Source organism: Micromonospora sp. NPDC085948 (assembly GCF_040686315.1).
In the GTDB taxonomy this organism is placed as follows: Bacteria; Actinomycetota; Actinomycetes; order Mycobacteriales; family Micromonosporaceae; genus Micromonospora.
Genome location: NZ_JBFBJW010000004.1, coordinates 1 through 13,035 on the forward strand (window position 1 = coordinate 1; position 13,035 = coordinate 13,035).

The 13,035-nt window shown below is 70.1% G+C and carries 13 protein-coding genes; 7 read left to right on the top strand and 6 right to left on the bottom strand.

The genetic code is table 11. From position 1 onward, the window contains the following. Positions 1 to 617 precede the first annotated feature (617 nt). Positions 618 to 872, bottom strand: coding sequence for a hypothetical protein (locus tag AB0O48_RS12425; RefSeq protein WP_357242455.1), 255 nt, complete (start codon positions 870 to 872; stop codon positions 618 to 620). A gap of 184 nt (positions 873 to 1,056) precedes the next feature. On the opposite strand from AB0O48_RS12425, the gene AB0O48_RS12430 reads away from it, so the two are divergent. Both AB0O48_RS12430 and trpS read left to right on the top strand, forming a co-directional pair. Next, positions 1,057 to 1,527 (top strand): PRC-barrel domain-containing protein, encoded by a 471-nt coding sequence (locus tag AB0O48_RS12430; RefSeq protein WP_365065190.1) that lies wholly within the window; start codon positions 1,057 to 1,059, stop codon positions 1,525 to 1,527. Positions 1,528 to 1,793: 266 nt separating this feature from the next. After that, positions 1,794 to 2,852, top strand: a complete 1,059-nt coding sequence (trpS, locus tag AB0O48_RS12435; protein WP_357242461.1) for a tryptophan--tRNA ligase — start codon at positions 1,794 to 1,796, stop codon at positions 2,850 to 2,852. Between the two features lie 57 nt (positions 2,853 to 2,909). Here trpS and AB0O48_RS12440 read toward each other — a convergent pair whose 3' ends face one another. After that, positions 2,910 to 3,092 (bottom strand): hypothetical protein, encoded by a 183-nt coding sequence (locus AB0O48_RS12440; RefSeq protein WP_365065194.1) that lies wholly within the window; start codon positions 3,090 to 3,092, stop codon positions 2,910 to 2,912. A 48-nt stretch (positions 3,093 to 3,140) separates the two neighbouring features. On the opposite strand from AB0O48_RS12440, the gene AB0O48_RS12445 reads away from it, so the two are divergent. The 5 genes from AB0O48_RS12445 to AB0O48_RS12465 all read left to right on the top strand — a co-directional run bounded on the left by AB0O48_RS12445 (position 3,141) and on the right by AB0O48_RS12465 (position 7,198). After that, complete coding sequence (locus AB0O48_RS12445) at positions 3,141 to 3,644, top strand: SCP2 sterol-binding domain-containing protein (RefSeq protein WP_365065196.1); 504 nt, start codon at positions 3,141 to 3,143, stop codon at positions 3,642 to 3,644. A gap of 40 nt (positions 3,645 to 3,684) precedes the next feature. Then, positions 3,685 to 4,893, top strand: a complete 1,209-nt coding sequence (locus tag AB0O48_RS12450; RefSeq protein WP_365065199.1) for a low temperature requirement protein A — start codon at positions 3,685 to 3,687, stop codon at positions 4,891 to 4,893. An 85-nt stretch (positions 4,894 to 4,978) separates the two neighbouring features. Then, the gene (locus tag AB0O48_RS12455) at positions 4,979 to 5,326 is read left to right on the top strand and encodes a YciI family protein (RefSeq protein ID WP_357244021.1); all 348 of its coding nucleotides are present in this window, start codon (positions 4,979 to 4,981) and stop codon (positions 5,324 to 5,326) included. Between the two features lie 2 nt (positions 5,327 to 5,328). Continuing rightward, a complete protein-coding gene (locus tag AB0O48_RS12460) occupies positions 5,329 to 6,585 on the top strand; it encodes a sigma-70 family RNA polymerase sigma factor (protein ID WP_357242472.1) in 1,257 nt (418 codons plus the stop codon). Positions 6,586 to 6,604: 19 nt separating this feature from the next. Then, on the top strand, positions 6,605 to 7,198 hold the full coding sequence (locus tag AB0O48_RS12465; RefSeq protein WP_365065202.1) for an HAD family phosphatase: 594 nt from the start codon (positions 6,605 to 6,607) through the stop codon (positions 7,196 to 7,198). 4 nt (positions 7,199 to 7,202) lie between these two features. On the opposite strand, the gene AB0O48_RS12470 is transcribed toward AB0O48_RS12465, so the two are convergent. The 4 genes from AB0O48_RS12470 to AB0O48_RS12485 form a co-directional block, all read right to left on the bottom strand. Continuing rightward, positions 7,203 to 8,174, bottom strand: coding sequence for an NADP-dependent oxidoreductase (locus AB0O48_RS12470; RefSeq protein WP_357242477.1), 972 nt, complete (start codon positions 8,172 to 8,174; stop codon positions 7,203 to 7,205). Between the two features lie 198 nt (positions 8,175 to 8,372). Beyond that, complete coding sequence (locus AB0O48_RS12475) at positions 8,373 to 9,440, bottom strand: DUF916 domain-containing protein (protein ID WP_357572964.1); 1,068 nt, start codon at positions 9,438 to 9,440, stop codon at positions 8,373 to 8,375. A 91-nt stretch (positions 9,441 to 9,531) separates the two neighbouring features. Next, a complete protein-coding gene (locus tag AB0O48_RS12480; protein ID WP_357572963.1) occupies positions 9,532 to 11,505 on the bottom strand; it encodes an FN3 domain-containing metallophosphoesterase family protein in 1,974 nt (657 codons plus the stop codon). A 143-nt stretch (positions 11,506 to 11,648) separates the two neighbouring features. Next, positions 11,649 to 12,947 (bottom strand): HupE/UreJ family protein, encoded by a 1,299-nt coding sequence (locus tag AB0O48_RS12485; RefSeq protein WP_365065207.1) that lies wholly within the window; start codon positions 12,945 to 12,947, stop codon positions 11,649 to 11,651. Between the last annotated feature and the right edge of the window lie 88 nt (positions 12,948 to 13,035).

The following is a 13,035-nucleotide window of genomic DNA, read 5'->3' on the forward strand; positions in this document are numbered from 1 at the left end:
TTGGCACTGGCTTTACAAGCACCCTGTTGAGTTCTCAAAGAACAACCACACACCGACCAGAAGCCCCACCTCAGTGGAACCCCAACCGGGGCTTTCCGCACCGTGCCCCCGTCGCTCTCGCGCCGGGCACTTTTACTACGTTACCTCACCGTCTTCGCCGTGTCAAACCGTGTGTCCCGGTCTGTCATGCTTCGTACGGCTTAGCACCGGCGCACTCACGCAGCAGCAGGCCGCTGCGTCAGGTCGTCGGATTTGGCAGGCCGGCCGCTGCGGTTTCCCGCAGTCTCGCCCGGTTCCCTGCCGGTCGTGAACCTTACCCGGTCGGCTTCGCTGCACCAAATCCGCCTCGCGGCCGATCCGGCGAGCACCGCCCGGACCGTGTCTCGCAGGAGTGAACCCCTCCGTGACCCGGTTGCCAGCTCGTTTCGGGGCCTCAGGACTTCCGTCCCGTTTGCCCCGTTCCGCGCTGGCAGAGAGAAAGTTACGCGTCTGCGGGTTTGATCGTCAAATCCGCGGGTAGCGGCGCGCGTCACACTCGCGTCGTCGACCGATTGCCGAGCTCGGACTGAGGCCCGATCGGTTCTGCGACAGCCGCTGGCGCCGAGAGGCGTGGCAGGTCAGGACGCTTGCCGGCGGCGGGCGGCGAGCCAGGCCCGGATGCCGAGGACACCGACTGTCGTACCGATTGCCAGGGACGCCGCGATCAGCAGTACGTGGACCCACAGGAAGCTGGTGGCGGAGCCGTCGCCAACGGTGCCGGATGTCCAGGACCGCGGGTCCTGCCAGATGGCGACCGCGAACCTCGGCCAGATGACCCAGGTCCAGACCCCGACCCCGACCAGGAAGACAGCCCACCCTCGCGACAGCACCATGGCTGCCGAGTATGCCAGCGCACCTGTTCACCTGGCCGTTCGCGGACACCCGCCCGGCACCGGGCCGCCCCGGCACCGGGCGATCGACGACGTGACGGGTCCAGGCTCGTCGGTCCGTTTCGATGCCCGCGCGGTGGGCACTGCAAAACAGGACGGCTGAGGACCATCCCCCCGGAGGTGCCCCATGCAACCCACGATCTTCAACCCCTGGGCCTGGCGTGACCCGTCCGCCCTGGCTGGCGGATACAACGAGACCACCCCGTCGGTCACCCCGCCGGAAGGTCAGGACGGTGGCCGCGACGGTCCGGACGCTCCCGGCCCCGGCACGCCTGTGGACCTGGTGGGCTACCACGTGCAGGCGGGTGACGGACGCATCGGCACCATCGACGAGGCGAGCAACGAGGCGGATGCCGGGTACCTGGTGGTGGACACCGGCCCCTGGATCTTCGGTCAGAAGGTGCTGCTGCCCGCCGGCACGGTGGAGCGGGTGGATCACCAGGAACGCGTCGTGCATGTCGACCGGACCAAGCAGCAGATCAAGGACGCACCGCCGTTCGATGCGGATCCGGCCGACCCGGAGTACCGGGAACGCGTGGGCGCCTACTACGCCGGTAGCCAGCTTCCAGCGCCCGGTGCCGCTCCGCGGGTAATGTGAGGCCGTGGTTCGGACGGGCAGTTGCGCAGCGGAGGCGGTCGACACGGTCGACGGCCTCCGCCTCGGTGCGGTGCCCGGTGTTCCGACCAGCTCCGGCGATGGCCGTGAGCAACTCCTGAGTGTCCTCCGTGCCGGTGGTCTGCGGTTCCGCGCCGGCGCGCGATGGCGGACGGCTCGCTGAGCCGATCCCGCCGACCGAGGGGGCTGACCCGCCCCGCTCGGCGCGCGCCCACGCGTCACCCACCAACGGAACGAGAGGCACCACCATGTCCGTCGCACGAATGCTCACCGGCGACCGGCCGACCGGCCGCCTGCACCTTGGCCACTACGTCGGCAGCATCGCCAACCGGGTACGGCTGCACCAGCGCTACGAGAGCTTCTTCATCATCGCCGACCTGCACATGCTCACCACTCGCAACCGCCGCGAGGACATCGACCAGGTCTCCGGCAACGCCCGGGAGATGGTCACGGACATCCTCGCCGCCGGCGTCGACCCGGAACGGGCCACCTTCTACCTCCAGTCGGCGATCCCCGAGGTCGGCGACCTCAACACCCTGCTCCAGAACCTGGTGACGGTTCCCCGGCTGGAACGGGTGCCGTCCCTCAAGGACATGGCCCGCGACGCCGGCAAGGAGGAGATGCCGTACGGGCTGCTGGGTTATCCGGTGCTCCAGGCTGCGGACATCCTCTGCGTGAAGGGCGAGGTGGTCCCGGTCGGCCGGGACAACGCCGCACACGTCGAGGTCACCCGGGAGATCGCCCGGCGGTTCAACCACCTGTACGGCCCGGTCTTCCCGGTGCCCGAGCTGATCGCGGCGGACACGCCGAGCCTGGTGGGCACCGATGGGGCGGCCAAGATGAGCAAGAGTCGAGGGAACACCATCGCTCTCTCCGACGACGCGGCGACGGTGCGGCGCAAGGTGCTCGGCATGTACACCGATCCGAACCGGGTGCGCGCCGACGTGCCGGGCACGGTGGAGGGCAACCCGGTGTTCGCGTACCACGAGGTTTTCAATCCGGACCGCGACGAGGTGGCCGACCTGGCCCGGCGTTACCGGGCCGGGCGGGTCGGCGACGTGGAGGTCAAGCAGCGGCTGATCGCCGCGCTGGAGGGGTTCCTGGCGCCGATCCGGGAGCGTCGGGCCGAGATCGAGGCGGACCGGGGGTTGGTGGACCGGCTGATCGTCGAGGGCACGGAGCGGACCCGCGAGGAGGTCCGCCAGACCATGGTCGAGGTACGCCGGGCGATGGGGCTGACCGGCGCGTACCAGCAGGTGCGGCGGCGGGCTGAGCGGAGCCGGCGCCGGACGGACGCCTCGACCTGAGGCCGGGGCGTCCGGTCGGCGACGAGGCGCCGGGTCCACTGCGACACCGTCGGGGTGTCAGCGGATCCGGACGTCAGCCAGGTCCAGGGTGATCGGCGTCCAGGAGAGGTCCGGGGTGCGGTCCTCCTGGCGGATGTGGATCCGGCGTCGCGTCGGCACGACCAGCCCGTCGACCTCGATCGCCCCGCTCACGTAGTGCGCGGTCGGGGAGGAGCCGTTGACCACCGGCTGGTAGTCCATGCGCCGCAGCAGGCCGCTGTCGTCGAAGTAGTACAGCTGGGTGTCGTTGTGGGTGTCCAGGCTCTCGGGGTACGTGACGCGCAGCCCGCGCCACGACTCGCCGCCCTCGGCCCACGGCTCGACCTCGTGCGCCTCGACGCCGGGCCAGGTGAACAGGAACGGCTCGACGAGCCGACGTTGATCGAGTTGTCGCGGTGGGGGGCCGGCCTGCCCGCGGAGCCGGACGCCGAGATGAGCACGGACGCGTTCATGCTGCTGCTCAAGGCCCTCTATCGGCCACCGGCCGACGCGCCCGTGACCACCCGACTCCGGTTGCAGGTGGGCACCGACGCCTTCGAGGTGGAGGTGGCTCCGAGTGGGATCAGCGTGGCTCGTGGCCGGTCGGGCCAGGTCGACGTCACGGTCACCGGCACCGTGCACGCGCTGCGGGACCTGATGTTCGGCGGCACGCCGCTGCGATCGGCGGTCTCGGCGGGCGACATCGAGGTGCGCGGCGACATCGGAGCCGCCGAGCGGTTCTTCCTGCTCTTCGGAGCGACGCCGGGCGGGTAGACCGGATGGGCCAGCGACCCAGATGGCGCAGAATGCGAGTATGAGGGGGATATTCGACATTCGTCCGGTGCCGGCGGGGGTGACGCACCGGACCACGATGTTCGAGATCTTCTTCGACCTGGTCTTCGTCTTCGCGCTCACCCGGGTCATCACGTTCATGGCGGTGTCGCCGAGCGCGCTCACCCTGGCCCAGGGGCTACTCCTCCTACTCCTGCTGCTCTACTCCTGGGGTCCGTACACCTGGGTGGGGAACCTGGTCCGCCCGGATGTCGGCCTGGTCCGCGCGGCCACCCTGGTCGCGATGGCGGCCATCTTCGTGGCCGCGCTGGTGCTGCCCGACGCCTGGAAACAGAGCCCCGGGTTGCTCGACGCGCCGCTCACCCTGGCCCTGGCCTACGTGATTGGCCGGGCGGTGCAGCTCGTGATTCTGTTCTGGGTGAGCGCGACGAACCCCGCACTGCGCTCGACGCTGCGCTTCTTCAGCGTGCCGGTGGTCCTGGCGTGGCTTCCGCTGATCGTCGGCGCGCTGCTCGGTGGCGCGGCCCAGACGGCGCTCTGGACGGCCGCGTTGCTGGTGGACATCGGCGGCGCGCGGATCGCGTCCGCCTTCCGGCCCTGGCAACTGGGCAGCGTGGACCACTTCACCGAGCGGTTCGGTCTGGTGCTCATCATCGCGCTGGGCGAGTCGTTGATCTCCGCCGGCGAAGGGCCACGGACGATGGCACCGGTCGGTGCGGCCGTGCTGGCCGCGCTGCTCGGCCTCACCAGCACGGTGTGCCTGTGGTGGCTCTACTTCGACCGGCTGGCCGCCGCCGCCCGGGAGGCGGTCAGCAACGTGCCCGGTGGGCGACGGGCCAGCGTGGCCGGCGACGCGTACGGCATCGGGCACTCCCCGCTGATCATCGGCGCCATCTACGTCGCGCTCGGCATCGAGGAGGTGATCGCCCAGCTCACCGAGGGGTCCGCGCATCCCGGCCGGCTGGGTTGGGAGGCCGCGACCGCGCTCTACGGCGGCACCGCCCTCTACCTGCTCAGCAGGTTGGTCTTCCGTCGACTGACCGTTGGCGCGGTGTACCCGGGGCAGGTCGTCGCCGCGCTGCTGCCACTGACTCTGCTGCCGATCGGTCGATCCCTGCCGCCACTTGCGGCGCTCACCCTGCTGACCGCCTTCCTGATCGGGGTCACCTGGTTCGAACGACGAATGGACCGACGGGAGCCGCGACGTGAAGTTCCGCCCCGAAAAACCTGACCCGCCGTGTCGATATCCGCGGGCCTCGACCGTCGTCATGCTGTACGGCGAAGCGCCGCACCGAGAGGAGCCGAACGTGAAGTACATGCTGCTGTTCATGAGCCCCATGGTCGACGGAGAGGTCGTCGGCAACGGGTGCAGCTTCGAGGACTGGATCCGCTACGACCGGGAGATGAAGGACGCCGGGGTCTGGGTCTCCGGGCACCCCCTGCAGGACCTGACCACCTGCACCACCGTGCAGGTCGGCCCGGACGGCGACCGCACGATCACCGACGGGCCGTTCGCCGAGACCCGTGAGCTGCTCGGCGGGTACGACATCATCGACGTGCCGGACCTCGACGCCGCGCTGGACTGGGCGGCCCGCAGCCCCGGAGCCGTCGGCACCGGATCGGTCCAGGTCCGCCCGATCGCCGAGATCGACGTGCAGGTCTGACCGTGCCGGGTGAGCCGGCAGCAGTCGGGTCGTCGGTGGAGGCGGTGTTCCGGGAGGAACGCGGCCGACTGCTCGCCTCGCTGGTGCGCCGCTTCGGCGACCTCGACCTGGCCGAGGAGGTCACCTCGGAGGCCATCGAGGCGGCGCTGACGCACTGGCCGATCGACGGCGTCCCGAGCCGGCCGGGCGCCTGGCTGCTCACCACGGCCCGGCGTCGAGCGGTGGACCGGCTGCGTCGCGACCGGGTGCTGGCGACGCGGCTCGCCGTACTCCAGGCGGAGGCCGAGCGGGCCGACCACGCGCCGCCCGCCGACGCGGACCGGGACCTGCCCGACGACCGGCTGGCGCTCTTCTTCACCTGCGCGCACCCGGCCCTGGCCGCGCAGGATCGCGGCGCACTCACGCTACGGTTCCTGGCCGGCCTCACCACCGCCGAGGTCGCGCGGGCCTTCCTGGTGCCGCCCGCCACCATGGCCCAGCGACTCGTCCGGGCCAAACGGAAGATCCGCGACGCCCGCATCCCGTTCCGGGTGCCCGGCCCCGACGAGCTGCCGGGTCGTCTGCCCACGGTGCTCCAGGCCGTCTACTCGGTCTTCACCGAGGGGTACGCGGCCAGCTCCGGCCCGGATCTGCAACGGATCGACCTGGCCGAGGAGGCCATCCGGCTGGGCCGGATCCTGCGTCGGCTGCTGCCGGCCGAGCGGGAGGTCGCCGGGCTGCTCGGCCTGATGCTGCTGGTCCACGCCCGACGGGACGCGCGAACCGGGCCGGACGGCGCCCTGGTCCTCCTCGACGACCAGGATCGGGAACGGTGGGACCGCCCGATGATCGAGGAGGGGTGCGGCCTGGTGGTGGTCGCGCTGACCGGCCGGGCGCCCGGCCCGTACGGGGTGCAGGCCGCCATCGCCGCGCTGCACGACGAGGCCGCCGACGTGGCCAGTACCGACTGGCCGCAGGTGGTGGCGCTCTACGACGTGCTGCTCGGCCTGATGCCCTCGCCTGTCGTCGCGCTGAACCGGGCCGCCGCGGTCGCCATGAAGGACGGGCCGGAGGCGGGGCTCGCGCTGCTCGACGAGTTGGCCGACGATCCGCGCCTGCGCGGCCACCACCCCTATCCGGCGGCGCGGGCCGCCCTGCTGCGCCGGCTCGGTCGGTACGACGAGGCGGCGGCCGCGTACCGCAGCGCGTTGACGCTTGTCGGCACCGAACCGGAGCGCGCGTACCTGCTCAGCCAACTGGAAGCCGTCACGACCGAGTGAGCTGTGTACCCTTCCCCGGATGAGTCTGCCGCTGCCCGCCGGTGAGTTCGCCGCGTACCTGTTCGACTGCGACGGCACGATCGTCGACTCGATGCCGCTGCACTACCTGGCGTGGCAGCGGGCCCTGCACGACTGGGGTTGCGAGTTCCCGGAGGACCTCTTCTACGCCTGGGGTGGGCGGCCGACCGCCGACATCATCGTCGCCCTGAACGAGCAGCAGGGGCTGGCCATGCCGGTGGCGACAGTTGTCGAGCGCCGGGAGAGCTACTACGAGGAGCTGTTGCCGCAGCTCGTGGCCGTGCCGGAGGTGGTGGAGCACATCCACGACGCCCACCGGCGGGTCCCGTTCGCCGTGGTCTCCGGCAGCACCCGTGCCTCGGTCACCGCCTCACTCGACGCGCTCGGCCTGCTGGACCGGTTCGACGTGCTGGTCTGCGCCGAGGACTACACCCGGGCCAAGCCGGACCCGGAGGCGTTCCTGCTCGCGGCGGAACACCTCGGCGTACCCCCGGGGTCGTGCCTGGTCTTCGAGGACACCGACCTGGGCATCCAGGCCGCGACCGCGGCCGGCATGGCATCGGTACGCGTGCCGCAACAGCGCACGGCGCGCTGAGGTCTCAGGCCACCGTCAGGAGCAGCTTGCCGGCGTAGGAGGTTTCCAGGCGCTGGTGCGCGTCGCGCACCTTGCCCAGCGGGAACTTCTCCGCGACGTGCACCACGAACGGGCCGGCCTCGATGAGTTCGTTGAGGCGCTGCAACTGTCGGGGGCTCGATTCGCCGTCGTACGCCCGGACCACCACGCCCGACCGTTCCTGCGGCTCCGGCTGCACCCCGTGGGCGAAGGCGACGACACCGCCGTCGACAAGTGCCTCGGTGAGCCGGTCCAGCGTCTTGCCGCCGGCCATCGCCAGGATGGCGTCCACCCCGGCCGGTGCCGCGTCCCGGATCCGGGCGAGCACCTCGGTCAGGTCGGCGTGGCCGTCGAGGGACACGTCGGCGCCGAGTCGGGTCACCAGCGCGACGCCGTCCGCTCCGGACGCCACGGCGATCACGTTCAGGCCCTGCCGCTTGGCCAACTGCACGGCCAGGTGACCCTGACCGCCGCTCGCACCGAAGATCAACAACCAGGCGCCGGACGACAGGCTGACGGTGTCGAGCCCGGCCAGCGCGGTCAGCGCGTCGGTGGGCATGGCCCCGGCGTGCTCGGCCGGTACGCCGTCGGGCACCTTCGCCGCGTACTCTGCCTTGACCGCCGCGTACTCGGCGTAGAAGCCGCCCTTCGGGCGGGTGCTGGCGGAGACGTAGACCAGGTCACCGACCCCGACGTTGGACACCTTGCTGCCGGCGGCGAGGACGGTGCCGGCGCCGTCGGAGCCGGGCACGATCGGGAGCGCCGAGCCCTCCGGTACCAGCATGCCCTGCCGCTCGTACACGTCCCACACGCCCACGCCGGCGCTCCGGACCTTGATCAGGATCTCGTCGTCGGCGATCTGCGGGATCGGCAGCTTTCGCAGCGTGATCACCTCCGGCCCGCCGAACTCGTCCAGGGCCGCGGCCTGCATCCGCTCTGGCACATCCCCGTCAACCATGTGGATTCCCCCTCTGTGCCGGCGTCACCGTCGCAGCATGCCGGCTCGGGGACCGGCGTGCGCCGGAGATGAGTGCCATTCCCCCGAAAGGCCCCCACGCGACCTTGCGGTTTCGGTCGCCGATACGCGTGGAACGCCCCCTTATGCCGGGGCAGCAAGTGCAAGATCGTGGGAGAGAGATCGGGAGGAGCTGAACGATCAGGAGGTCTGCGGCTCCTGACCGCGCAGCGCCTGCGCGACGGCGTCACGTACGCGGGCGTCCTCGCGAACCGTGCGCCGCGTCCGGTTGCGACGCCGGTACAGGTACGCCCCGACAACCGCGGCGACGAGGACGACGAGCGCCAGCACCAACATCCACGGCAGCGCCCAGCCGTGCGCGGTGACCGTCACCGGCTTGAGCGAGGTGGTGGAGCCCGAGGCGTCGGTGAGCAGCGGCGTGAGGGTCACGGTCGCGGCCAGCGAGACGGCGGGGGCGACCCCGGCGATGGGTACGGTCACGTCCCAACTCTCGCCCGGGAGCAGCTCCGGCGGCGCGGCGATGTCCTTCGCCCGTACCCGCAGCACGCCGAACGGCCCCGAGACCGATACCGCCTGCTGCCCGGAGAGTGCCGCGTTGCCGATGTTGTGGATCTTGTAGGTGACGGTGGCGTCGCCCTTGCGGAACGGGTTGGCCGAGCCGCCGTACGTGACGTGCGGGTCCTCGATCGCGAGGTTCGGCTTCAGCTCGCCGCCGACCCGCAGCTTGATCCGGATGCCGAGGCGCCTGTCGACGTTGATGCCTTCGGCCTGGTCGGCCTGGGTGAGCGTGGTGAGGATCCCGCCCACGTAGTCCCCGGGCGTGGCGTTGTCCGGGACGCTGACCGTGAAGGGGACCTGCGTGGTCTTGCCGGGCTGGATCACGACACTGCCGGCCTTCGGCTTCGCCCAGGCGCCGATCGCGACGGACTTGGCGTCCCTGGTGAGCAGGTCGAGCTGGCCCGCGTCGGTCGTGAAGCCGTCGGCGGCGTACACGGACAGGGTCAGTGGCGCCTTGCCGCGGTTCGCCACGACCATGGCGTCCTCGACGGCGCCGCCGGGGTTGACGTTGTAGCTGTAACTGGACCGAGCCTCGCCGTAGCCGTTGGAGGCCGTGCGGACCGTCCAGGCGACGTTGCCGTCCGCCGCCAGGGCGGGGCCGGCACCGACGCCGACGGTCGCGACGGCGGCGAGCAGGGACAGCGCGGTGGTACGAGCAAGCTTCTTCCAGCGCGTTACGGACGGGTACATGTCGGATCCTTGAGGTGATCTTGGGAGGCCTGCACATGGGTGGCGGGGTAGGCCCCCGAAGGTGCCTACCCCGCCCGGTGGAACAGTTCGGTCAGCTGCTCAGCGCGGTGATCGTGAGCGTGGTGCGGTAGCTGCCCTTCGCGATGCTGTCCGGGATCTTCAGATCCAGGTCGGCACCGAGGCGGGCGCCGCCCCGCGGGTGACCCTGCGCGGCCGCGGCGAGGGCGCTGGAGACCGAGAGGCCCTTGCCCTGGTCGTCGAAGGACGACAGGACCGGAGCACCGGCCTCGGCGCCCGCGCCGCCGTCGAGCACGTACGGGTTCCAGCCCAGGTAGGAGCCGGAGAACTTCTTGTCGGCGTCCTGGAAGTCACCGACGTTGGCCGAGATCGACCACGGGGCGAGCGAACGGCGGCTGTCCGACACGAGGATCGGGTTGATCTTGCCGGCCGCCTCGAAGTACGTGCCGTCACGCTCCTGGGCGGTGCCCAGGTCGACCAGGCCGTTGTAGCCGTCGATCGTCCAGCCGAACTCGCCCGGAGCCGCGTTCGGCACGTTGACCTGGATGGCCTGACCGTCACCGTGGTACGGGTGCACCGTGACCTTGTCGACGATCGAGCCGACCGGCTGACCGTCCGGGGTGTTGACGCAGGAGAGGCCCTTCTCGACGGCCGCGTTGGGCGCCGCGCAGGTGCCGCTGCGGACGTTGGCCAGCACCAGCTTGTCGCCACGCACCTGCACCTTGACGTAGCTGCGGACGTGCTCCTGGTTCTGCACCGAGTTGTACCAGTACTTGCCCGGGTCGAGCGGGTCCGGGCCGTTGCCCCGGATGCCGGTGCCGCTGTCGTCCGGCTTCTTGATGTCGTAGTACTTCGAGCCGGATGCCGAGTTCGCCGTCACGTAGATGACGCCGCCCGGACCGGGGAACACGTCGGCAGCGCCGGGCTGCTCGGCCGGGTTCTCCTTCTGGCCGTTCTTGATCGAGTAGCTGCGGGTGTAGCTGTGGTCGTGGCCCTGGAGCACCATGTCCACGCCGAGGTTGGAGAAGGCCGTGGTGAAGTCTTCCCGCCGCTGCTTGTTGTCGCTGTCGGTCGCGTGGCTGGCCGGCGAGTAGATGGAGTGGTGGTAGACCAGCACCTTCCACTTGGCCTCGGAGCCGTGCTTGTTGATCACGTCGGTGACGTACGCGACGTGCGCCGCGTCGCCGCCGGCGGAGCCGTCCGCCGGGTTGGCGTAGCTGTTGCTGTTCAGGTCGATGAACAGCACATCCTTGTGGATGAACCAGTAGTCGCCGCCGGACCGGGTCGCCTGGTCGCCGTTGTAGTACTGCGCCGAGCGGTCGGTGTTCGGGGTGAAGTGGTGCTGCTCGTAGGACTTGCCGCCGACGTCGTGGTTACCGATGGTGGCCACGAGCGGGTACTGACGCAGCTGCTCGGGGGCCAGGAACGAGGTCCACTGTCCCTCGTCGTTGGCGCTCTCCACGTGGTCACCGGCGGAGACCAGCAGCTCGGCGTTCGGGTTGGCCCCGGTGGCGACCTTCAGGGTCTCCTCCCAGCCGGCCTGGTCCTTCAGCCGGTCACCGGAGGAGCCGATCTGCGGGTCACCGAAGAACAGGAAGTCGTAGTCGCCCTCGAAGTCCTGGGTCTTGAAGGCGTACGCCGGCGACCAGCTGCCCTCGGCGCCGACCCGGTACGAGTACGCCGTGTTCTCGCGCAGGTTGCCGATCGTGGCGTGCCGGTTGAAACCGGTGGTGGAGGTGTTCGCCGCGCCGACGGCGTCGAAGCTGACGGCGCCTGCCGGAAACTCGCCGTTGACGATCTCGGCGGTCGGGGCGAGCTGGATCTTCTGGGCGGTGTCGGCGGAGGAGTACCAGCTCACGATCCGCTGGGTCTCGTTGGCGCCGACGCCGAGGACCACACCGGTGATCGTGGTGGACTCGGCCGCGCTGGCGGTGGCCGTGAGGCCGCTACCGAGGGCCGCGCCCATTCCCAGGAAGCCGGCTGCGACCCCGGCGACCACGCGCCGCCGCACGAGCCCGGGGGCCCGTGTCGAGGTGCTCAATGTCATCGACATTGTTCCCTTTTCAAATAGAGAAATGGATGGTGACTTCACCCGACGCGGGGAAGCAAATCCACGCTTTCGCCGCCTGGTGAACCGACCATGAACGTGATCTTGCGAAAGCCTGCACTTCGCGAACTACTTAGCCTTACTCAGGACCCGGAAACGCGCTGGACAAACCAGATCAGCCCCATGACGGACACGGCTGCGGAAACAACACCGGTCGCCCAGATGCCGGCTTTCGGCGCACGGCGGCGCAGGACGAGCAGGAGCGGGAAGACCACCGCGATAATCGTCAACTGAACGACCTCGATGCCGATGTTGAACACCAACAGCGACCACAGCAGGGTCCACGACCACGCCTCGTCGATGCCCAACGCGCCCGCGAAGCCCAGGCCGTGCACGAGGCCGAAGCAGAAGACCACCCCGAGACGAATCCAGCCGGCCCGATCCAGGCTGAAGTGACCGTGCCCCGCCGTCTCCAGGTCGGTCGCGTGCTTGCCGCGTCGCCAGATTCCCCACAGGTGCCAGCCGGCGACGACGGCGATCGACAACGCGATGACCGGCTCCACGACCGCCCCCGGCACCTCGACCAGGCCGAGGGCCGCGAGCATGAACGTCACCGAGTGCGCCAGGGTGAAGCTGGTGGCCGCGAGCACGATCTCCCGCAGGCGCCGCGATCCGGCGATGAGCGCCAGCAGGAACAGGATGTGGTCGATCCCGGACAGCAGATGTTCGGCGCCCAACAGGAAGAACTCCCCGAACCGCTCGTACCACGCCTGAGCCGTCGAGAAGCTGGGGTTGGCGCCGTCCAGCGCCGCACTGCCCGAACGGCTGTCGATCTCGTAGGTGACGATCGTCTTGGTGCCCTTGACGTAGCCCTCGTCGTCCGGGAACAGCGCGCTGCGCACCTCGTGCTGGTCGACCCGCTCGGGGCAGGTCCAGTCGAGCAGCAGATTCGCGTACGGCACGCCCTCGCGCTCGCCGATCGTCGCGTCGCCCACCTGTGTCGGCTGACAGGCCGTGGCCCGAGCGGTCACCGAGACCCGGTCGGAGACATACCTGAGGACCGTCGACGAGTGGCTCTTCAATGCCGCGGCCTGGGCGCCGCTGTCGCCCGCGTCAAATGCGGCGGTGCCCGCCGTGAAGAGTGGGTCATCGTCGCCCGAATCCGCGGCGGACACGACGAGAAGGTCGTATTCGAGATCCAGCGCCGTGCGGATGTGACCCTCGTCTCCGGCCGTTATTTTCGCGTACACAGTCGACGAGAAGCCGTGCGCCGACGCGGTTCCGGCGCCCAAAAATGGAAGCACCACTGCGGCAATCCCGACAGCGGTGCAGATAACGGTACGGCGGACGCGCCCCAACATGCGACTCCCTCGGTTGGCCAGTGCACGTTGCATGGCGTGGGTAAACACCAGCCCGCGCGTCGACGAACCGCCGGAAAACAACTACCGCGAAGGACCGCCCGCGGATAACCGGGTGCGGGGAATTGAGATAGGAATACGAGGTTGCCGCCACCACTCGAAAGGACGACCA

Coding starts and splice junctions, on each gene's coding strand:
- AB0O48_RS12425 (WP_357242455.1), bottom strand. CDS start 872: ATGGTGCTGTCGCGAGGGTGGGCTGTCTTCCTGGTCGGGGTCGGGGTC.
- AB0O48_RS12430 (WP_365065190.1), top strand. CDS start 1,057: ATGCAACCCACGATCTTCAACCCCTGGGCCTGGCGTGACCCGTCCGCC.
- trpS (WP_357242461.1), top strand. CDS start 1,794: ATGTCCGTCGCACGAATGCTCACCGGCGACCGGCCGACCGGCCGCCTG.
- AB0O48_RS12440 (WP_365065194.1), bottom strand. CDS start 3,092: ATGGACTACCAGCCGGTGGTCAACGGCTCCTCCCCGACCGCGCACTAC.
- AB0O48_RS12450 (WP_365065199.1), top strand. CDS start 3,685: ATGAGGGGGATATTCGACATTCGTCCGGTGCCGGCGGGGGTGACGCAC.
- AB0O48_RS12455 (WP_357244021.1), top strand. CDS start 4,979: ATGCTGCTGTTCATGAGCCCCATGGTCGACGGAGAGGTCGTCGGCAAC.
- AB0O48_RS12465 (WP_365065202.1), top strand. CDS start 6,605: ATGAGTCTGCCGCTGCCCGCCGGTGAGTTCGCCGCGTACCTGTTCGAC.
- AB0O48_RS12470 (WP_357242477.1), bottom strand. CDS start 8,174: ATGGTTGACGGGGATGTGCCAGAGCGGATGCAGGCCGCGGCCCTGGAC.
- AB0O48_RS12475 (WP_357572964.1), bottom strand. CDS start 9,440: ATGTACCCGTCCGTAACGCGCTGGAAGAAGCTTGCTCGTACCACCGCG.
- AB0O48_RS12480 (WP_357572963.1), bottom strand. CDS start 11,505: ATGACATTGAGCACCTCGACACGGGCCCCCGGGCTCGTGCGGCGGCGC.